This window comes from Agrobacterium sp. 22-214-1, from assembly GCF_053522465.1.
Window position 1 is genome coordinate 49394 of sequence record NZ_JBNWCK010000005.1, and the last position, 19376, is coordinate 68769.

Genomic DNA, 19376 nt, shown 5'->3' on the forward strand with positions numbered 1-19376 from the left:
CCCGACAAACACCGCTTCAAAAGAGACACGCGCAACGTGACCGATACAAAAAAAATCGTGGTGCTCCTCAAGGGCTATCCGCGCCTGTCCGAGACTTTCATCGCCCAGGAGCTTCTGGGGCTGGAGAAAGCCGGACTGAAACTCGAACTCATGTCGATGCGCCGGCCCACGGACAAGAAGCGCCACCCCGTTCACGATGAAATCCGCGCGCCCGTCACATATCTGCCGGAATATCTGCACGAGGAACCGCTGCGGGTTTTGAAGGCGCTTTGGGCCTGCCGCAGGAAGCCGGGCTTCACCAAGGCGCTCCGCCGCTTTTTCAGCGATCTGCCACATGATCTCAGCCGCAATCGCTTCCGCCGTTTCGGGCAGGCCGCCGTGCTAGCTCACGAATGGCCGGCGGATGCCGAATGGCTGCATGTCCATTTCATCCATACGCCCGCCTCGGTCGCCGCCTATACCCACCTCATCACCGGCACGCCCTGGACGATTTCGGCCCACGCCAAGGACATCTGGACCTCGAACGACCGCGACCTTGCCGCCAAGCTGCAAAGCGCCCGCTGGGCCGTGACATGCACTGCCGGCGGCTTTCGGCATCTGCAGACCCTTTCCGGGGCCGGGCAGAATGTGCATCTGAGTTATCATGGCCTCGATCTCACCCGTTTCCCGCATTTCGACACGCCACGACCGGCAAGAGATGGTTCAGATGCCGATGATCCGGTAAGGATTTTGAGCGTCGGCCGGGCGGTCAAGAAAAAGGGCATCGATATTCTCCTGCGTGCGCTCGCCTCGCTGCCGCAGGATATCCATTGGCGTTTCACCCATATCGGCGGCGGCGATGAACTGGCCTCCCTGAAGAAACTTGCAGACGAACTCGGCGTCGCCGACAGGATCGTCTGGACCGGCGCCATGGACCAGAAGCAGGTGCTGGAGAACTACCGGGAAGCGGACCTCTTCGCCCTTGCCTGCCGCATCACCAGCGATGGCGACCGCGACGGCCTGCCAAATGTGCTGGTCGAGGCCGCGAGCCAGGCGCTGACCTGCATCTCCACCAATATTTCCGGTATTCCGGAGTTCTTCGTCAGTGGTGAAAACGGCCTGCTGACGGAACCGGAAAATCCGGCCGCCTTCGCAGAGGCCCTGCGCACGGCCATCACCGATCCGCAATTGCGCCAGCGTCTTGGCAGTGCCGCCGAAAACCGTGTGCGCACCGCCTTCGACCATCGCACCAGCATTGTCGAGCTGAAGGCCCTGTTCGAGACCGAGTGGGAAAAAACGCCATGACCGATACGGAAAAACGCCCCTGCGTCTTCTTCTACGTCCAGCACCTTCTCGGCATCGGCCATATCGCCCGCGCCAGCCGCATTGCCAACGCCCTTCAGGCGAAAGGTTTCGATGTCGTGCTGGTCACGGGCGGCACGCCGGTTCCGGGCTTTCCGGGCGAGGGCATCCGCCATGTCGAATTGCCGCCCATCGCCGTCAGCGATGGCAGCTTTGCCGGCCTGGTCGACAGTTCCGGCAAACCGGTGGACGACGACTTCAAGAGGCTGAGAACCGATATGCTGATCGGCGCCTATCACGGCGCAAAACCCGATATCGTTATCATCGAGGCCTTCCCCTTCGGTCGCAGGCAGGTGCGTTTCGAATTGTTGCCGCTTCTCGATGAGATAGAAGACAGCGAACCACGCCCGCTCGTCATGGCGTCGCTGCGCGATATCTTGCAGGAAAAGACCAAACCGGGCCGGGACGAAGAGACCGTTTCACTGGTGAAGAAACATTTCGATGCGGTGCTCGTCCATGGCGATCCGGATTTCGCCCGGCTGGAAGACACGTTTCCCCTCGCAGGCGAGATCAGCCAGCGCATCGTCTATACCGGCCTCGTCGCCCCCCTTCCGCCCCCGGAACCGGCGGAAAAATTCGATATCGTGGTTTCCGCAGGCGGCGGCGCCGTTGGGGCCGCACTTGTCCGGGCTGCTCTCGAGGCTGCCCCCCTGCTGGATGGCATCAAGAACTGGTGCCTCGTGACCGGTCCCAACATGCCGCAGGCGGATTTCGATGCGATCTCGGCGCGGGCGGCGGGCAATGTGTCCGTCTTCCGTTTCCGCAAGGATTTCGCAAGTTTGCTCGCCGGCGCACGGCTTTCGATTTCACAGGCCGGTTACAACACCGTCTGCGATATTCTTCAGGCAAAATGCCGCTCGCTTCTGATCCCCTTCGCAGCCGGGGGCGAAACCGAACAGAGCGCCCGCGCCGAACGGCTGGCACGGCTGGGGCTGGCGCATGTGCTGGAGGAGAAGGATATTTCAGCGCAAGCGATGGCCGATGCCATCAAGGCGGCATTGTCCCTGCCGGCACCCGGCGCGATCACGCTCGATCTCGATGGCGCGGCCGGAACGGCTAGAGCGCTACGCCGTCTTTACGATGAGCGGTGAGGATTGTCTTCAACTCGCGAACCGCCGCCTCATCGGTAACCTTGCGCCCTGCGCCCGTGAAACCGAGCTTCGCCACCCTGCTTTCCGGATCAAAGGATGGAACGGCGGAACAGGATGCATGGATTTCCGTGATCGGAAAGCGATCCAGCAAGGTCTGAACGCTCTGCGGACGCACGCCGGCACCGGGCATGATGACGATCCGACCTGCGGCCATCTCGGATAGGTGTGCCAGGGCCTCAATCCCCTCAAGCGCCGAACGCGCGCCGCCGGAAGTGAGAATTCTTGGAAACCCCAACGCGATGGCGGCTTCCAGCGCCTCGTCCATGTCAGGCACGACATCGAAAGCCCGGTGCAGCGTGACATCCAGCCCGTCGGCATGACTGCGCAGTTCTTCAAGCAAGCCGATATCGAGTGAACCATCGCCACGCGATGCGCCGAGCACCACGCCGGAAAGACCGGCTGCCCTTGCCGCATCAATGTCGCGTTTCATCACATCCGCTTCGTCGTGCGTGAAGACGAAATCACCGGCGCGCGGCCTGATCATGACGCTCACCGGTACCCCGCAGGACGCAGCGCGCTGCATGAAACCCGCCGATGGCGTTACACCGCCGCCCGAAAGCGCCGCGCAGAGCTCGATCCGATCGGCTCCGCCGCTGACCGCCGCTTCCAGACCGGCGACATCGTCCACGCAAATTTCGAGAATCATCGTAACCTCTTTCATTTGAGTGGCCGTTACCTGCGGCGGCCCTTTCCATCAAGCGCGTAAAGCATATAAACGCCGCCGAGCCCTACGATCGCCCCCAATATGGAGGTTCCCGAATAGCTGGAGACAAGGGTTCCAACGGCAAAAATCAACGCGCCCAGACCAGCGCCGAGGAAGATGTTGACGGCGATCAGCGAGCTTCCGAGTCCCGGCCGGTCCGCGATCAGTTCCTGCAGATAGGTAATTGGAATGCTGATGATCGCGGCAGCACCCAGCGCACTGATGACCGTTTGGGCGTAGATATGCCACGGCGCTGAAGCAAGCCCCTGCAGAATGAGATAGATGGCGTAAAGCCCCGCTCCCGCCGCAAGTGTCAGCGTCTGCGGAACCTTCTTCTCGATCCAGCCCCACAGGAGAATGAAGACGATTTCCAGCGCAGCGACGATACCCGCAACAATGCCGATATCCGCCACCGTGCCCTTGGCCTGTCCGGTTATGATGAGCGAGCGCACGGAATCGTTGAGATGCAGCATCGAGCAGATGAGCGCAATCGCGATGATCCGCAGCAGCACCCGCCGCGATCCGATTTCCGCAAGCGAGGCGCGCAGGCCGAACCGCGCTTCGGTATTCGCCGAAGCCGGCGTGGCGGCGCGTGGCAGACAGAAGGCGACGAGCAGAAAGCAGACAAGCGCGCAGATGCCCGAAAACAGGAATGCCATCAGCATATTGCCGGAATTCACCAGAAAAACACCGACAATGCCCGGCACCAGCACCCAGGAAAGCGAGATGGTTGCCCGCATGATCGAATTCACCGCGATCATCTCACCCGTCGAAAGGTTACGCGCGTCGGCGCGCACATGGGCGAAGATCAACGAATTCATCGCTCCGAAAATCGGCAGAAGCACCAGCTTTGCGGCGACGAAGGCGGTGGCGTTGCCGGCCAGATAGACCAGCAGATAACCGCTGACACCGAAGAGCGCGATATAGAGCATTGGCTTGCGATATTCACCCAGCCTGTCTGCGACAATGCCCATCAACACGCTGGCGCTGACATTGATGACGGCGGCAAATAGCATCAACAGCGAATAGACGCTGTTGCTCAGCCCGATTTCGCGAATGCCGATGACCGCCTGATAGGGGGCGGTCGCCGCATTCGAAAACCCGAAGAACAGGATGGCGAGCGCTCCGATGCGGATCGACGGATTGTTGATGACGATGGAAAGAGCCGACGGCATGGATATTCGCCTGAGATGATCCGGCACCGCCGGATCGCTGGGTAAAAGCTACCGAACCGCTGTCATCGCCAGCGGGCCGAAAGGATGGGCTGAGGGGTATAATCGAAATGCGGCTTCCATGGGTAAAAATCGCCGTCCCGGCGGCGATTGGGAAGTTTTTCGATATCCTGATTGATGACCCCTTCCGTCAGCGCCATGAGGTTGGGATTGGCGATAGGCGCAAGCTCCGGTGAAAGATAACCGGACTTGACGACCAGCAGCCGCGCCTCCTTCGGATTAAAGCCGAGACGGGTGAAATCGGAAATCATGTGATAAGGCCTGCGCCGCGCCGCCAGAATGACCGTGATGCCGCCGATGGCGACCACTGCCTGCCGCTGGTCAGCAGCACCGGGATCGTCCAGTTTCACAACATGGGCCTCGACGGTCACGGACGGGCTCTGCGGATCGAGACTGCCGCCGATCTTCAGGGAAAGCGCGGCACCTTCGCCGGCCGCAAAACTGGCTTCGACCGCCGGCCTGTCGGTGATGCCGCCCAGCAACGCGCCCTGCCAGTTGCGCGCAATCAGCGCAGCGAGAACATCGGCGCGATCGCCAACCCCACCGCCGGTCGGGTTATCGCCGGAGTCGGCCAAGATGATCGGCCGCGTTGCCGTGTTTTCGGCGATATCCAGAATAGCCTCGAGCGGCTCTGTCACGGGGCCGAAACGAAAATCCTGCCGGGCATTCCAGTAGGATTGCGCGATCTCGGTCGCGACTGCCTGTGCGGCCACTTTGTCCGTTCCCGTCACCACCGCACAGGCCGTCGCCCGGGGTTCGTCCGCCCAGACGTAGCCGATCATGAAATTCGCATCCCAAATGCCGGGCCGCGCATCGTGATCCGGCAGAACGGCATAAAGGCTTTTGGTGGGTTCGTCTTCTGTGGATGTCTTCTCACCCGGCAGCAGAACGGGGATTTTCGCCCAGGCGACGCCGGGCTTTTCGCCCGTCTTCAGGGCCTTCAGCAGCATCGTCCACGCCCGCACCATCGTCTCGCGCACATCGATATGCGGCGCAGTTCGATAGCCGGCAAATATGTCGAGCTGATCGATGATCGTCTGGCTGACATTGCCATGCAAGTCATAGCTCGCAGAGACCACGACATTCGGCCCGACGACGGCGCGGGCGCTTGAAATCCAGTCACCTTCCGCATCGTCCATGCCTTCGACATTCATCGCGCCATGCATGGCGAGATAAAGCCCGTCCAGCGGCGGGCAGGCCTTAAGGCGTTCGAGAAACTCCGCCTTGAACGTCTCATAGGCCACACGCGACACCGGGCCGCCCGGCACCGCCCGCGCATGCAGAAGCGGCAACACGTCCGCCCCGCCTTCACCGAGGAAATTGAAATACTCGGCCTCCAGCAGTTCCGCGCCGCGAAAGACGCGAAAATCCTGCTCGCCCATCAGCACCGGCGAATAGGTGCTGCATTCGGTATGAATTCCACCCACGGCAATACGCATGTCGCCTTCCTCAATAAACCGGGTTCAAGGGGACGATGGCCGCAAAACGCAGCCAGTCCTTTTGCGCCTTTGGCGTCCACGCCGCCTCGGCAATCGCCGGCAGACGGGGGAAAACCAGATGGTTGAAATAGGCGCGATTGAGGAAATGTTCGGACCAGATGCAGGCCTGAACGCCCTTCATCCGCTCCTTCAACTCTTCGGGAAATTCGCCGACAGCCTCATAGGCATAAGTATGCGAAGGCGGAACGGTGCCGGCCCAGCTTGCGCCCGGCTCCTGCCATGCTTCATCCTGCACCATGTCGAGATAATAGGCCTGACCCGGCGTCATCACCACGTCATAGCCCTGCTTTGCAAGCTCAAGCCCGACTTCCGGCTTCTGCCACGCCATCAGCAACGTTCCGGCGGGATCGACACCGCCGCCGTGGGAAACCTCGTCCCAGCCGGCAAGCTGGCGACCGCGCTCATGCAGCATCCCCTGAATGCGCTTCATGAAATAGGACTGGATGCCGAAGGTGCCGTCGAGCCCCTCCTTTTCCATCAGCGCCTTGGCAAGCGGCGAGGCCAGCCATGACCCATCCGCAACCTCATCGCCGCCGATATGGATCAGCCGCGACGGGAACAGCTCCACCATCTCGTCGAATATCTTGCCGAGGAATTCATAGGTCGGCTCGATGGCCGGGTTGAGCGCATTGTTCGGATATCCCTGTACCGAGCGGTAGCTGTCCGGCGCTTCCTGCCCGTCCGTCAGCTCCGGATAGGCCACGAGAGCCGCCGTGCTGTGGCCCGGAATATCGACTTCCGGCACGATTTCGACGTTCAATGCCGCCGCATGCGCGACGACCATGCGCACCTCATCCTGCGTGTAATAGCCCGACACCGGCTCAGCCCCGTTACCGAGCTGCGGCAGAAGCGGCGCATCCGGACCGCGCGTGGCGCCAACGGTGGTCAGCAGCGGATAGGCCTTGATTTCGAGCCGCCATGCCTCGTCATCCGTCAGGTGCCAATGGAAGCGGTTCATGCGCAGCCATGCGAGAATATCGATAAGCCTCAGGACATCGCCTGTCTGATAGAATTGCCGGGAGACATCGAGATGGCAGCCGCGCCAGCTATAACGCGGCGCATCGCTGATAGTGCCGGAGGCCGGGAAGCGGAATTGGGGATCGATGCGCGCGCCATGCAGCAGCTGCGCCAGAACCGTCAGGCCATATTGCAGACCGGCAGCGGCCGAATATTCCACAACCACCGCTTCTTTTGAGAAAGTGAGGCGATAACCTTCCGCTTCCAGCCCGCTATGCCGCTTGAAACGAAGCGGTTTTCCCTCATGAACCGGCGCAAGGCTGAAGGGCACGTGCCCGACGGCAAAGAGCCTGCGGAACAGCGAAAGCACGGTTTCCACCGCAAGCACTTCTTCTGCACCCGCATCTTCCGCCGGGAAGAGCGCGACGGGAAAACCCTCGCCCGGTTCGGCGTCGATTTCAGCGGGCCAGGGCTGGATGGAAAAGGGCAGATCGAGCTTGCCTTCGGGAAGCAGCACCGGTGCCGGCTCGCTGTGACGCCCATCCAGCATCAGGTCACCGACATCGACGGCGCGATGCGTTCCGTCGGCAAGGCTGACATAGGCGGATTTCGCGCCATCCGTGCGATGCCGGGCCGGTCGTAGCAGGCCATCGACGGTGAAGCGCCAGGATTTCCCCGGCTCGAGCACGAAGCCCGACGGCGGTGCAAACTCATGGAAATTGGCGTTGCGGCGCAGATAAACGGCATTGTCGCAAGCGGGCTTGTCTACCGTCCGCGTCAACGACGTGTAGACGATGCGAAAATCCTTCAACGGCTCGCGGGAAAGATTGACCAGGGTAAAGGTAAAACCGCCCGAGGCGGAATCTTTGAGCGGATGCCAGGAATTTTCGAGACGATAATGTGCGAGCGCCATGATGCTCCCCTTTATTGCGCATTGAGCCCTCAGGAGGGCTTCGGTCAGTAATGTTCGGATTGCGAGAAGGTCCGGGCCAGCGGCGCCTGCCCCGCCGTCAGTCCGCAATCGACCGGCAGGCACACGCCGCTGATCGCCTCCGCCTGCGGGCCGGCCAGAAAGGCGACGGCGTTGGCCACATCTTCGGGCCTCACGATGCGTTGCAACGGATACCAGTGCTTCGCCTCTTCGAAGACCTGAGGATTGGCGGCGGCCCGCGCCTCCCATGCCTGGGTGCGCACGGTGCCCGGCGCAACGGCGTTGGAACGTATGCCGAATTTGCCGTATTCCACGGCGATCAGCTTGGTCAGATGGATCAGCCCGGCCTTCGCCGCGCTATAGGCCGGATGGCCGAACACCGCCATGCCGTTCACGGACGTGATATTGACCACCGACCCCTGGGTTCGCTTCAGCGCCTCTTCGAAAGCCCTGAAGCAGAGAAACGGCGCTTCCAGATTGAGGGCATTGTCCCTGCGCCATATATCGGCAGTCGTGTCGTGCAGGCTGACCGCTCTTGCCGCGCCCGCATTGTTGACGAGGGTTACAACATCGCCCAGCTCCGCAACCTCGGCAGCAAGCCTTTCAAGGTCCTGCGGATCTGTAACATCGCAGGTTTTCGCAACGAAGCGGGGACTGGAAAGCAGGGATAGCGCGCTCGAAAGGGCGCCGGGGTCGATATCGACCAACACGACCTTTGCATGGCTTTCAGCGAGCGCCGTGGCAATTGCCCGGCCAATATCACCTGCCGCGCCGGTAACGACGGCGAGCTGGTCTTTCCTGTCCTTCATCTCCTACAACTCCCTTGAAGCTTTCCGACCCGCCACAAAGCGGGTCTCAGGCAAAGCAGCCTGTGTTTTTCGTCAGCCCGCCTCAGTCACCGAGCAATTGCTTGTCATCCGGGTCACGATGTTCCACGAGCTGCTGCTTGATATGACGTAACGTCACCATCGATCGTTGCCGTTGATGATAGGCAGCAAGCGTCGCCAGAACATCGACGGCGGCCAGATAGGGGTAGCGCGATGAGGTGGGGCGGAAGATATTGTTTCCCTCGGGCACATTGACGGCCACCACCATGTCGGCAGCCGCGGCAACAGGCGTGTCGCTCTGGGTAAGCGCAATGGTGGTGACCCCCATTTCCCGCGCCAGCCTGAAACATTTCACCAGTTCCATGTTGCGGCCGGAAAAGGACGAACCGATGATGACATCTTCCTTGCGCGCCGCAGCCGTCATCATCAGCTGCATGCTGTGATCGGCACTGGTCGAAACACGCAGGCCCAGGCGGAACAGCCGGTTCTGGATTTCCGAAGCGATCATCGAGGAATTGCCGCCTGCGCCGAAGGCATAGATCATGCCGCTATTGGCGATCCTGCTCGCCGCTTCATCGGCAAGGGCGGGATCGAGCGTCCTATGCAACAGGAAAAGCGCTTCCTGCGCCTTGGCGAGCACCTCTTCCGCAACATCCGAAGGACCCGTGCTGGAGGGTTCGGAGGTGAGGTATCGGATACCCACATAGGCCGTCTTGGCGAGGCTGACCTTGAAATCCGAAAAGCTCTGGCACCCCAGCCGACGGCAAAACCGCGTCACGGTCGGTGGAGACACTTCGGCGCGGGCCGCCAGCTCGATGATCGAGGCATTGACGGCGAATTCGAAGTCCGAAACCAGAATATCGGCAATCCGCCGCTCCGACTGCGAGAATTGTCCCCTGTCTTCCTGTATTCTTGCGAAAATATCCATGTTCACCGGTCTCCGTTCCGCCAAAACTTAAGGCTTGGCCCCGTTTCCGATGCACCCTAAGAAAGCGCGCCCGTCAACCGCATAGATCCATGAATCGAGGATGTTTCGTCTTGCTGACGACACCACGCACACCTTTGATTTGAAAATTATTTTCTCTGTTGATCGAGAGATGAGCATATGCCAACAATCAACACCAGAGAAATCTCCAAATCTTGAAAATAATTTCAATAATGGACCCAAACCATGCGTGATCCCTTCAAAAACCCCTTTCCCGAAACAGACATCGCCCGCCATTCCATCTGGGAGATGCTGGTAACGCGGGACATCGACGCTTTTCTGGCCGCCGACTGGTCGAAGGTCGCGGATGATTTCGTCGAGGACGGCTTTCTCGGCATCAACGCCAACCGGGATACGAACCCGGACAATTGGCGCATGTCCTTCCCTTCTCTCAGCGCCTATCGCGACGAGTGGCTGCGGCAAGCGCAGGATTTTCAAACCCAGCAATTCGCAGAGGACCCGCGCGATGCGATCTTTGCGACCACCACGCTGGAAAAAATCGAAGTGGAAGGTGAGACCGCGCTGGTGCGCAAGAAGTTCGACGGTGGGCTTCGCAAGGCCGATGGCAGCTTCGACGTCATGAAATGGCAGACACTCTATTATTGCCGGCTGCATCAGGGACGCTGGAAGATCAGCGGTTTCACCGGCTACATGCCCAACCCCATGCCGTGATCCAGAAGACATCTGGAAAAGCTTTGCACGCCGGGCCGAAAGCCCGGCGTTGTTTTTTCGTCTGGAAGGGGCGGAAAAATGCTGCCGGGGACGGATCGCGTCAGGAACAGCCGGGCATGGAAAAACAGATAACATGGCCCGGCTCCTGCGCCTTACTGGATCAACTTGAGGACTGAAAGATCGACGCGCCGCTCCAGCGCAATGCCGCTTTCGTCAAACAGATGGCAATCCGATGCCTTGATGCCGGTGACGATGGGCTCGTCCACGACCACAGGTGCGGAGCCGGAAAGCAGCGCGCAATAATTCTCACCCGTCGGCGCGACGCCATAGGCGATGGTATTGACCCCGAGCCGCTCGATCACGCTGGGCGCGACCGTGACATTGAGGTCGGCCGTTTCGAGGCCGGTATGTTCCGGGCGGATGCCGAGCGTCAGCTGCGTGCCTTCAAGACCGGCGCGGGGCTCCACCGGCACGGTGATCGTCTGGCCCTCATATTCCACCGTCACACCCTCGGCGCTGACGGATTTGCACGTGACCTTCAGGAAATTCATTTTCGGGTTGCCGATGAAACCTGCCACGAAGAGGTTAGCCGGCTTGTGATAAAGCTCGAGCGGCGCACCGACCTGGGCGATTTCGCCGGCATTCAGCACCACGATACGGTCGGCCATGGTCATGGCTTCCACCTGATCGTGGGTGACATAGATCATCGTCGCCTTCAGCGTCCGGTGAAGATTGGTGAGTTCGATGCGCATATCGGCGCGAAGTGCTGCATCGAGGTTGGAAAGCGGCTCGTCGAACAGGAATATCTTCGGTTCGCGAACGATGGCGCGGCCGATCGCCACGCGCTGGCGCTGACCGCCGGACAACATGCCGGGGCGCTGCTGCAGACGCTGATCGAGCTGGAGAATCTTGGCGACGCCCTCCACCTTCTGCTTGATCTTGTCCTCCTCCATCTTCTCGACGCGCAGCGGAAAAGCGATGTTTTCAAAAACCGTCATATGCGGATAGAGCGCATAGGACTGGAACACCATGGCGATGCCGCGTTTGACCGGCGGCAAGTCATTGACCTTCACGCCATTGATGACGACGTCGCCAGCGGAAATATCCTCAAGGCCGGCGATCATGCGCAGCAATGTGGATTTGCCGCATCCCGAGGGGCCGACAAAAACGACGAACTCGCCATCCCTGATGTCGAGCTGAACGCCCTTGATGACTTCGAAATGTCCATAGTTCTTGCGGACGTTGTTGAGATAAAGCTGACCCAAGACTTGCCTCTCCCGTCAGCGGCCGACATCTGGCCACGTTCAGAGATGTTCCGAAACAGGGGCAAAGCCACACCGGATCGGAACCGTTGAAAACAGGGGAAAGAGCATCCCGGAAGACGCAGGGCATTCCCACGGCGAAACTTGCCGGATGCGGACGGCCAGCGCCCGCATCCGTGCTCATGAAAGATTATTTATACTGCTCGAGAGCCGAAGCCGCTTTCTTCGCGGCATCTTCCGGGGTTGCCTTGCCAGTGACGACAGACTGCACCATCTCGATCATCGTGTCCTGGAAACCCTTGTAGTCCGTGAAGAGCGGCTCGGGACCGCCATAGGCGATACCGTCGATCAGCGGCTTCCAGAAGGGATCCTTGGCGATGAATTCATCGACCTTCGGCGACGGACGCAGCGGGGTGAGGCCCGCGCCGCCCTGCAGTTCGTATTCGCCCTGCGGACCGGGAGAGGTGATGAATTTGGCGAATTCGGTCGCCTTTTCTTCCACGCCGGTTCCCTTGAAGATCGCAAGGCTGTCGGTGATGAGCAGCGTGCCGGGACCCTTTGCTTCCGGACCGAGCGGCAGCGTGGCGATGCCCCAGTTGATTTTGGTTTCCTGCAGGCGCGTGGCGGCGCCCGAACCGGCCTGGATCATGCCGACCTTGCCATCGAGGAAGATGGCGCGGATTTCGTTCTGCTCATAGGCCGTCGGGCCTTCGACGGAATAGGGCGTGATGTCCTTATAGGCCTTCAGCGCTGCAACAACCTGCGGGCTGTCGACCGTGATCTTGTCGCCGTCGATCACCTTGCCGTTGTTGGTGTAAACCCAGTGCATGAACTGGTGCATGGTGTTGTCGAAGGTCTTGGCGGGCAGGCCGTAGCCGGCAATGCCCGTCTTTTCCTTGATCTGCTTGGCAAACGCGATCTCTTCGGCCCAGGTCTTCGGCGGCGTTTCCGGATCGAGACCCGCCTGCTTGAACAGGTCCTTGTTCCAGTAAAGCGCCTTGGTCGAGAAGGCGACCGGCACACCCCACTGCGTGTCCTCGAAGGTCACGGTGTCGACGATGTTGGGGTAATAGCTCTTCTTTTCGTCTTCGGTCATAGGCACCGGAACGATGAGATCGTTCTGCGCGAACTGCTTCAGCGTGCGCGAACCGACATAGGCCATGGCGACCGGGGTGCCGGCAGCGGCGAGCGTGGTCGCCTTGTCCTGGCACTGGGCCCAGCCGACGACCTCGGGCACGACCTTCCAGCCCTCGTTCTTGCCTTCCCATTCCTTGATGTATTTCTCATGGATGGGGTCCATCTTGTCGCCGCAATAGATCCAGCTGATCTCCTTGTCGGCAGCGTGCGCCGTCACCGTCGTAAGGGCAGTGGAACCGGCAAATGCGAAAGCGCAGAGCGCCAATCCGTAATGTTTCAGTGCCATAGGTAGTCTCCCGTTTGGTGGTCGTTCCGGTTGTTGATTATTTCACCGCGCCGGCGGTAAGACCGCTGACGAGATATCGTTGCATGAAGAAGATCACGACCATGGCCGGCGCAATGCCGACGAAGCTGGCCGCCATCAACTCATTCCAGATGACTTCCTGGCGACCGAAATAGGCGAAAAGGCCGATGGGCAGCGGCATATATTCGGTCTTGGAATTGAAGGTGAGCGCGAAGATGAACTGCTGGGCATAGGCGCCGATGAAGGTGGTGATGGAGACGACGGCGATGCCGGGCATCGCCAGCGGCAGGATCACCCGGCGGAAGGTGTAGAAATAGCTCGCACCGTCCACATAGGCCGCCTCTTCCAGTTCCCGCGGGATACGCAGCATATAGGTGCGCAGCAGCCAGATGGCGGTGGGGATCAAAAAGGCCGCGCCGGGAATGATCATCGCCAGATAGGTGTTCAGCACACCCATGTTGCGCATCAGCCGGTAAAGCGGGATCAGAAGCACCGCGCCCGAAAACATGTTGATCGCCAGAAATGCGCCAAGCAACTGCCCACGTCCGCGAAACTCGAAACGGGCGAAAGCATAGGAGGCCGGCACCACCAGGATGAGGACGATGATGGTCGAAATGGTGGAGATGAAGAAGGAGTTGAAAACGTAGCGGGCAAAGCCCGGAACGCTGACCCACATGGTCCGGTAGGCCTCGAAGGAACCGTTTTCCGGCCAGAACTTGTAGGGCGAGGAGAAAAGCAGGCTGAGCGGCTTCAGCGAAACCAGAAAACCTTCCACGAAGGGCGCCAGCACGAAGGTCAGGAACACGGCGATGCCGCAATAAATCCCGACGATTTCATACCACCTGTAGCGGTTGATCATCGCATTCTTGTCGCTCATCGGCTGGCCTCCTGCGAGATGCGGCTGGTGATGCGGAAGTAGAAATAGGTGAAGATCGACAGGAAGATGCAGATCAGCACGGCGCGGGCCGCACCTTCACCGTATTTGTAGGAGCCGATCGCCGTCTTGTACGTGTCGATGATCATGGTCGTCGTCTGGCCGGTCGGACCGCCCTGCGTCAGGATCCAGATGATATCGAAGGAATTGAAGGTCGAAATCAGCGAGATCATCGACATTGTAATCATGGCCGGCAGCATCAGCGGCAGCGTGATACGACGGAAGCGGTAGAAGCGGCTTGCCCCGTCTGTCCACGCGGCCTCGTAGAGATCCTGCGGAATGGCCTGGATGGCCGCCAGCAGATAAAGCGTCACCATCGGCACGCCGATCCAGACGTCGGTGACGATCGTTGCCCAGAAGGCCGTTCTGCCATAGGCGAGGAACGCGACCGGACCATCCACCAGGCCGAGGTTCTGGAGCACCCCGGAAATCATGCCGAACTGGCCGTTATACATCCAGCCCCACATGAAGATGCCGATAGCCATCGGCACGATCCATGGCGGCATGGTCAGGATACGGAACAGCGCCCGGCCGGGCACGGCCGAATTCAGCAAGACCGCACCGAATGTGCCGATGATCATCTTTATCGAGACGGAAAAGAACGTCCAGATAAAGGTCCGCGTGATAACCTCGGCAAAAGTCGCGTTGAAAATCTTCTCGTAATTGATGAAGCCGACCCAATTCGTCGTTTTTCTAAGCGACGCATCGGTAAAGGACAGGATGAAGGTATCGACGAGCGGATAAGCAACGATAACCGTGATGTATAAAAGCGCCGGCAGAAGAAGAAGCCAGGCAAAGACGACCGCGCTGCGTTTCGCATCCATCGCGCCGCCCCCTCAAGCCGATTTCACAGCGGGGGATTTCGGCTGCCCGTGCAGCGCCAGATCGTATTCCTCCCACACCGGCTTGAGATCGATCACTTTACGGCCATGGCGCGCTTCATCCATGGCAAGCGCCAGAATACCGGCTTCGATCGCATCGAGCGCGGAAACAGGCAGCGGCGTACCCTTGACGATATGGGCGATGACGTCCTCGGCCATCTGCTCGTCCGCCCCGTAATGCTGCGAGAGCGCGGTCGCCGCCGAATAGGTCTTGGCCACGGTCTTTTCATTGGTCCGGGCATTGTGCACGTTCAGGAAGCCGCGCACGAAATCGCCCTCGGCCATGCCCTTGGCGCCGATGACGCAGAAACGGCGGAAATCGTCGGGAACGTTGAGATTGGTATGGAAGGCGAGCGATGCGCCGTTCTCATATTCGACGATCGCCGTCTGGTAATCGATGATGTCGCCGTCGCTGTCGAAGACCTTGTCGGAGCCCATCCAGCCGCTCGGCTTGCGATGGTAAACCTCCATGTCGTTGATGCCGTCATGCTGCGGCGCGTTTGCCGGCGTGAAGCTCTTGCGCCCGCCGAAGCTCGAGACGAAACGCGGCCGTGCACCGACCACGCCATTATAGAGATCGAGGTCATGGCAGCATTTTTCCAGCATGAAGGAGCCGGAATAATTCTCGTAACGCCGCCAGTCGCGCATGAAGAATGCGCCGTGATAGGGCGGGATATGCTCCGAGGCCTCGATGGAAACGACATCGCCCAGCTTGCCTTCCGCCTGCGCGGCGCGCAGATCGCGGTAGAGCGGGGAATAACGCAAAACCAGGCCCACGAGGAGCCGCTCATGCCCGTGCTTGTTGAGCAGCCGGGCGAGCTCAAGACTTTCCTCGATGCTGACGACGATGGGTTTTTCCGAGAAGATGGTGCAGCCGGCCTCAAGCCCGATACGGATATGTTCCAGATGCATGTGGTTCGGTGAGCCGATCATCAAGAGATCGAATTTTTCGTTTGCGATCAGCGCCTCGGGACTATCGTAAGCCTTGCCGGCCGAAATGCCCTTTTCCTGCAGGCCCGGCAGGCCCGCCGGCGCGGGATCGACGTAACCGACGATCTCGAAATCCTTGTCGATCTCATGAAAAACGTAGCCCAGATAACCCAGACGGAATCCGAGTCCGATAATTCCCACCTTCATGAACTTTGTTCCCTGTTCATTCGTAATTCATTTTCGCAGAAGCGACCATTTCTGTGCTGGTCATCCAGTTATCTGCGATAATTTCCTGCCACGATGAAATTAATTTTCACAACGGTCAAGCTAAATTCGATTTCGCAAACGTTGCCGCGAGTCGGAAACCGATTTTCCCGGCGTGACGGATGCGAAACGGATCGCCGCCGACCACCGATGCAAAAAACAATACCAAAAAAATGCCAATCGTCCAGAGCAATTCCGTTATCGAGAAAATTTTTTTGGTTAATGCGAAAATATCAAGCATGTAGCCTTATTATTCGGCAAAATATCGAAAAAACCACCGATTAATCGTACAAATCTAGCAATGGTTCTATTTTGGTATTGCCGATTGCGTGGCATATGATATAGCCAGAGCCGGCCATATCGCCGACCACATGGATCGTGACAGAGGTTATGGATGAACGGGGCAGCGCTTAATCTGGACGACCTGCAATCAGGCGGCGGCCCGCTTTACCTGAAACTGCGCCAGACGATTGAAGACGCCATCAATGGCGGCCGCCTGAAGCACGGCGACGCCTTGCCGCCGGAGCGGGATATCGCCGAAAGCGCCTGCGTCAGCCGCGTCACGGTGCGCAAGGCGGTGGACGATCTCGTCCGCGACGGCCTTCTCGTTCGCCGGCACGGTTCGGGTACTTTCGTCGTCAAGCCCATCACCCGCATGCAGCAGCCCCTGACCAAACTCACCTCGTTTACCGAGGACATGCGCCGGCGTGGAATGACGGCGAGCACCCGCTGGCTGGACAGAGGCCTGTTCCACCCGACCGGCGACGAGATGATGGCGCTCGGCCTTTCCCAATCCGCCATGGTGGCGCGGCTCACGCGTCTGCGCCTTGCCAATGACCAGCCAATCGCACTCGAAGTCACCAGCCTGCCGGGCGATATCCTGCCTGACCCGCAACTGGTGGAAAACTCGCTTTATCTGGAGCTCGAGAAAAACGGCATTCGCCCGGTGCGCGCCATTCAGCGCATCTCCGCCCGTAACCTCACCGATGAGGAAACATTGCTGCTTGGGGTTCCGCCGGGCTCGGCAGCGCTTTCCGTTCAGCGAATGGCCTATCTGGAAAGCGGGCGCCTCATGGAAATATCCCGCGCGCTGTACCGCAGCGACGCCTATGACCTCGTCGCCGAACTGACGATGGGGCCTGAGTGACAATCTCTTGATCAAGGACACGAAACGATGACAACCCTGATGCGCCAGGAAATCGATGAGATTCCCGATGCAGTCGCCCGCCTGCTGGACAATGCCAATGCCGACTTCCACGAAGCCGGAGGCAGGCTGAAGGCCCGTGACCCGGCCGTTATCGTCACCGTTGCACGCGGCTCCTCCGACCACGCCGCGCATTTCCTGAAATATGCGATCGAATTGCAGACCGGGCTTCCGGTCGCTTCGCTCGGCCCCTCGCTCGCCTCCATCTACCAGACGAAACTGCGGCTGGACCGGGCGGCGGCCTTCGCCGTCTCGCAATCCGGCAAAAGCCCTGACATCGTCGCTCTGGCGGAAAGCGCCCGCAAGGGCGGCGCGCTCACCTTCTCGCTTGTCAACACCCTGCCCTCCCCGCTCGGCGATGCGGCCAATCACGCCATCAATATCCAGGCAGGCCCTGAAAAGGCGGTGGCCGCAACCAAATCTTTCGTCAACTCCATCGTCGCTGGCCTCGCAATCCTTGCCGAATGGACGGAAGACAGCCTGCTCGCCAAAGCCGTCAGCGCCTTGCCGCAGAATTTCGCCAAGGCCATCGCACTCGACTGGAGCCAGATCGGCGAAGCGGTCAAGGGTGAGGAATCGCTCTATATGCTGGGCCGCGGTCCGGCGCTTGCCATTGCCGCGGAAGCCGCGCTGAAATGCAAGGAAACCTGCGAACTCCACGCAGAGGCCTATTCATCGGCGGAAGTCATGCACGGCCCCGTTTCGCTGATCGCACCGAAATTTCCCGTCATCGCTTTTGCCGCGCGTGACCGTGCCGAAACCTCCGTGACGGATATCGCGGCCGGTCTCGCCGGCAAGGGCGCAAGTGTTTTCGTCACCTCCGCAAAAGGCAGCCCGGCCAAGCCCCTGCCGTTTGTGGAAACCAATCACCCGCTGACCGACGCCCTGTTGCTGATCGCGCCGTTTTACGGCTTCATCGAGCAATTGTCGCGCGCCCGCGGCTTCAACCCGGATGCGCCCGTGGCATTGAAGAAGGTGACGGAAACCCAATGAGCAGCAGCAAGGCATTTGTCGGCGCCCGCATTTTCGATGGCGTCGCGTGGCACGATGGCAAAGCGCTCGTGACCGGTGACGGCCAGGTTGCCAACATCGTCGACCGCATGTCCGTACCCGCAGACGCCGAAATCATCGATGCGGAAGGACTGTTCATTACGCCGGGCTTCATCGACCTTCAGGTCAATGGCGGCGGCGGCGTGATGTTCAATAACGAGCCGGATGTGGAAGGCATTGCCCGCATCTGCTCGGCCCATGCGCAATTCGGCACCACGGCGCTGATGGTCACACTCATCACCGACCGGCCGGATATCACGGCCAAAGCCGCCGAAGCCGGCATCGCCGCCCACAAGGCAGGGGTGCCCGGCTTTCTCGGCCTGCATTTCGAAGGCCCGCATCTTTCCGTCGCACGCAAGGGCACCCATGATCCGGCGCTGATCCGAAAGATGGAAACGGCCGATCTTGCGGTTCTGACGGACTGCAAGGCGAAGCTTCCCTTCGTGCTGACAACCATCGCCCCGGAAAACGTAACCGAGGCGCAGGTCACAGCGCTGCACAAAGCCGGCGTCGTCGTCAGCCTCGGCCATACCGATGTGGGCCTTGGCGTCGCGGCGGCCTATGCCGAGGCCGGCGCATCCATGGTGACACATCTCTTCAACGCCATGAGCCCGCTCGGCCATCGCGAACCGGGACTGGTGGGCGCGGCACTTTCGAGCGGCAAGCTGGATTGCGGGCTGATCGCCGACGGTTTCCATGTCGATCCTGCAGCAATCGGCATTGCGCTTCGCGCCAAGAATAATCCCGGCCGCATTTTCCTCGTCACCGACGCCATGTCCACCATCGGCACGGATGATGACGGTTTCGAACTGAACGGCAGGCGCGTCTATCGCAACGGCGGCAGACTGACGCTGGCCGACGGCACGCTGGCGGGGGCGGATATCGATATGCTCTCCTGCGTCCGCTTCATGCATGAAAAGCTGGACACACCGCTGGACGAGACCTTGAGAATGGCGTCCGCTTATCCCGCCGAGGCGGTCGGCGCTTCTGGCAAGGGTAAGCTCCTGCCCGGCTTCGATGCGGATTTCGTCATGCTGACACCCGACCTTCAGATGCATTCGACATGGATCGGCGCAGAAAAAATCCACGATGCCACCCGTACCGGAGCCTGA

18 protein-coding genes are annotated in these 19376 nt (G+C 60.1%); 6 read left to right on the plus strand and 12 right to left on the minus strand.

Going from position 1 to position 19376, the window contains the following annotated elements; translation table 11 throughout:
- The first annotated feature begins 36 nt into the window (after positions 1–36).
- The gene (locus ACQZ5G_RS18035; protein WP_448737925.1) at positions 37–1284 is read left to right on the plus strand and encodes a glycosyltransferase family 4 protein; all 1248 of its coding nucleotides are present in this window, start codon (positions 37–39) and stop codon (positions 1282–1284) included.
- Complete coding sequence (locus tag ACQZ5G_RS18040; RefSeq protein ID WP_448737926.1) at positions 1281–2432, plus strand: glycosyltransferase family protein; 1152 nt, start codon at positions 1281–1283, stop codon at positions 2430–2432. Before ACQZ5G_RS18035 ends, ACQZ5G_RS18040 begins: the two co-directional genes overlap by 4 nt.
- On the opposite strand, the gene ACQZ5G_RS18045 is transcribed toward ACQZ5G_RS18040, so the two are convergent.
- The 6 genes from ACQZ5G_RS18045 to ACQZ5G_RS18070 all read right to left on the minus strand — a co-directional run bounded on the left by ACQZ5G_RS18045 (position 2398) and on the right by ACQZ5G_RS18070 (position 9569).
- On the minus strand, positions 2398–3138 hold the full coding sequence (locus tag ACQZ5G_RS18045) for a copper homeostasis protein CutC (protein ID WP_448737927.1): 741 nt from the start codon (positions 3136–3138) through the stop codon (positions 2398–2400). The genes ACQZ5G_RS18040 and ACQZ5G_RS18045 overlap by 35 nt on opposite strands.
- 26 nt (positions 3139–3164) lie before the next feature.
- Positions 3165–4370 (minus strand): MFS transporter, encoded by a 1206-nt coding sequence (locus ACQZ5G_RS18050; RefSeq protein ID WP_020808536.1) that lies wholly within the window; start codon positions 4368–4370, stop codon positions 3165–3167.
- Between the two features lie 62 nt (positions 4371–4432).
- Positions 4433–5866, minus strand: coding sequence for a M81 family metallopeptidase (locus tag ACQZ5G_RS18055; RefSeq protein WP_448737928.1), 1434 nt, complete (start codon positions 5864–5866; stop codon positions 4433–4435).
- 10 nt (positions 5867–5876) lie between these two features.
- Positions 5877–7796, minus strand: a complete 1920-nt coding sequence (locus tag ACQZ5G_RS18060) for a beta-N-acetylhexosaminidase (RefSeq protein ID WP_448737929.1) — start codon at positions 7794–7796, stop codon at positions 5877–5879.
- Between the two features lie 44 nt (positions 7797–7840).
- Positions 7841–8623, minus strand: a complete 783-nt coding sequence (locus ACQZ5G_RS18065) for an SDR family oxidoreductase (RefSeq protein ID WP_448737930.1) — start codon at positions 8621–8623, stop codon at positions 7841–7843.
- An 82-nt stretch (positions 8624–8705) separates the two neighbouring features.
- The gene (locus tag ACQZ5G_RS18070; protein WP_448737931.1) at positions 8706–9569 is read right to left on the minus strand and encodes a MurR/RpiR family transcriptional regulator; all 864 of its coding nucleotides are present in this window, start codon (positions 9567–9569) and stop codon (positions 8706–8708) included.
- 243 nt (positions 9570–9812) lie between these two features.
- Between ACQZ5G_RS18070 and ACQZ5G_RS18075 the strand changes: the two genes are divergently transcribed.
- Positions 9813–10298: a hypothetical protein gene (locus tag ACQZ5G_RS18075; RefSeq protein ID WP_448737932.1), complete on the plus strand. Its 486-nt coding sequence runs from the start codon at positions 9813–9815 to the stop codon at positions 10296–10298.
- A gap of 152 nt (positions 10299–10450) precedes the next feature.
- Here the strand turns inward: ACQZ5G_RS18075 and ACQZ5G_RS18080 are convergent, their stop codons facing one another.
- From ACQZ5G_RS18080 to ACQZ5G_RS18105, 6 genes are all read right to left on the minus strand, one after another.
- A complete protein-coding gene (locus ACQZ5G_RS18080) occupies positions 10451–11563 on the minus strand; it encodes an ABC transporter ATP-binding protein (protein WP_003521276.1) in 1113 nt (370 codons plus the stop codon).
- A gap of 187 nt (positions 11564–11750) precedes the next feature.
- Entirely contained in the window at positions 11751–12983 is a 1233-nt protein-coding gene (locus ACQZ5G_RS18085; protein WP_003521275.1) for an ABC transporter substrate-binding protein, read from the minus strand.
- Positions 12984–13020: 37 nt separating this feature from the next.
- On the minus strand, positions 13021–13878 hold the full coding sequence (locus ACQZ5G_RS18090; RefSeq protein WP_020809501.1) for a carbohydrate ABC transporter permease: 858 nt from the start codon (positions 13876–13878) through the stop codon (positions 13021–13023).
- Positions 13875–14759, minus strand: coding sequence for a carbohydrate ABC transporter permease (locus ACQZ5G_RS18095; protein ID WP_448737933.1), 885 nt, complete (start codon positions 14757–14759; stop codon positions 13875–13877). Before ACQZ5G_RS18095 ends, ACQZ5G_RS18090 begins: the two co-directional genes overlap by 4 nt.
- A gap of 12 nt (positions 14760–14771) precedes the next feature.
- Positions 14772–15953: a Gfo/Idh/MocA family protein gene (locus ACQZ5G_RS18100; protein ID WP_448737934.1), complete on the minus strand. Its 1182-nt coding sequence runs from the start codon at positions 15951–15953 to the stop codon at positions 14772–14774.
- 115 nt (positions 15954–16068) lie between these two features.
- Complete coding sequence (locus tag ACQZ5G_RS18105) at positions 16069–16251, minus strand: hypothetical protein (protein ID WP_448737935.1); 183 nt, start codon at positions 16249–16251, stop codon at positions 16069–16071.
- A gap of 153 nt (positions 16252–16404) precedes the next feature.
- Here ACQZ5G_RS18105 and ACQZ5G_RS18110 point away from each other — a divergent pair, with 153 nt between their 5' ends.
- The 3 genes from ACQZ5G_RS18110 to nagA are packed head-to-tail and all read left to right on the plus strand — an operon-like array spanning position 16405 to position 19376.
- Positions 16405–17157, plus strand: coding sequence for a GntR family transcriptional regulator (locus ACQZ5G_RS18110; RefSeq protein ID WP_003521268.1), 753 nt, complete (start codon positions 16405–16407; stop codon positions 17155–17157).
- A 27-nt stretch (positions 17158–17184) separates the two neighbouring features.
- On the plus strand, positions 17185–18207 hold the full coding sequence (locus ACQZ5G_RS18115; protein ID WP_448737936.1) for an SIS domain-containing protein: 1023 nt from the start codon (positions 17185–17187) through the stop codon (positions 18205–18207).
- On the plus strand, positions 18204–19376 hold the full coding sequence (gene nagA, locus ACQZ5G_RS18120; RefSeq protein WP_448737937.1) for an N-acetylglucosamine-6-phosphate deacetylase: 1173 nt from the start codon (positions 18204–18206) through the stop codon (positions 19374–19376). Before ACQZ5G_RS18115 ends, nagA begins: the two co-directional genes overlap by 4 nt.

Bases quoted from the DNA above. Each gene is read 5' to 3' on its own strand.
- ACQZ5G_RS18110 (WP_003521268.1), top strand. From the start codon at position 16,405: ATGAACGGGGCAGCGCTTAATCTGGACGACCTGCAATCAGGCGGCGGC.
- ACQZ5G_RS18060 (WP_448737929.1), bottom strand. From the start codon at position 7,796: ATGGCGCTCGCACATTATCGTCTCGAAAATTCCTGGCATCCGCTCAAA.
- ACQZ5G_RS18105 (WP_448737935.1), bottom strand. From the start codon at position 16,251: ATGCTTGATATTTTCGCATTAACCAAAAAAATTTTCTCGATAACGGAA.
- ACQZ5G_RS18075 (WP_448737932.1), top strand. From the start codon at position 9,813: ATGCGTGATCCCTTCAAAAACCCCTTTCCCGAAACAGACATCGCCCGC.
- ACQZ5G_RS18095 (WP_448737933.1), bottom strand. From the start codon at position 14,759: ATGGATGCGAAACGCAGCGCGGTCGTCTTTGCCTGGCTTCTTCTTCTG.
- ACQZ5G_RS18050 (WP_020808536.1), bottom strand. From the start codon at position 4,370: ATGCCGTCGGCTCTTTCCATCGTCATCAACAATCCGTCGATCCGCATC.
- nagA (WP_448737937.1), top strand. From the start codon at position 18,204: ATGAGCAGCAGCAAGGCATTTGTCGGCGCCCGCATTTTCGATGGCGTC.
- ACQZ5G_RS18115 (WP_448737936.1), top strand. From the start codon at position 17,185: ATGACAACCCTGATGCGCCAGGAAATCGATGAGATTCCCGATGCAGTC.
- ACQZ5G_RS18085 (WP_003521275.1), bottom strand. From the start codon at position 12,983: ATGGCACTGAAACATTACGGATTGGCGCTCTGCGCTTTCGCATTTGCC.
- ACQZ5G_RS18070 (WP_448737931.1), bottom strand. From the start codon at position 9,569: ATGGATATTTTCGCAAGAATACAGGAAGACAGGGGACAATTCTCGCAG.
- ACQZ5G_RS18090 (WP_020809501.1), bottom strand. From the start codon at position 13,878: ATGAGCGACAAGAATGCGATGATCAACCGCTACAGGTGGTATGAAATC.
- ACQZ5G_RS18065 (WP_448737930.1), bottom strand. From the start codon at position 8,623: ATGAAGGACAGGAAAGACCAGCTCGCCGTCGTTACCGGCGCGGCAGGT.
- ACQZ5G_RS18045 (WP_448737927.1), bottom strand. From the start codon at position 3,138: ATGATTCTCGAAATTTGCGTGGACGATGTCGCCGGTCTGGAAGCGGCG.
- ACQZ5G_RS18100 (WP_448737934.1), bottom strand. From the start codon at position 15,953: ATGAAGGTGGGAATTATCGGACTCGGATTCCGTCTGGGTTATCTGGGC.
- ACQZ5G_RS18040 (WP_448737926.1), top strand. From the start codon at position 1,281: ATGACCGATACGGAAAAACGCCCCTGCGTCTTCTTCTACGTCCAGCAC.
- ACQZ5G_RS18055 (WP_448737928.1), bottom strand. From the start codon at position 5,866: ATGCGTATTGCCGTGGGTGGAATTCATACCGAATGCAGCACCTATTCG.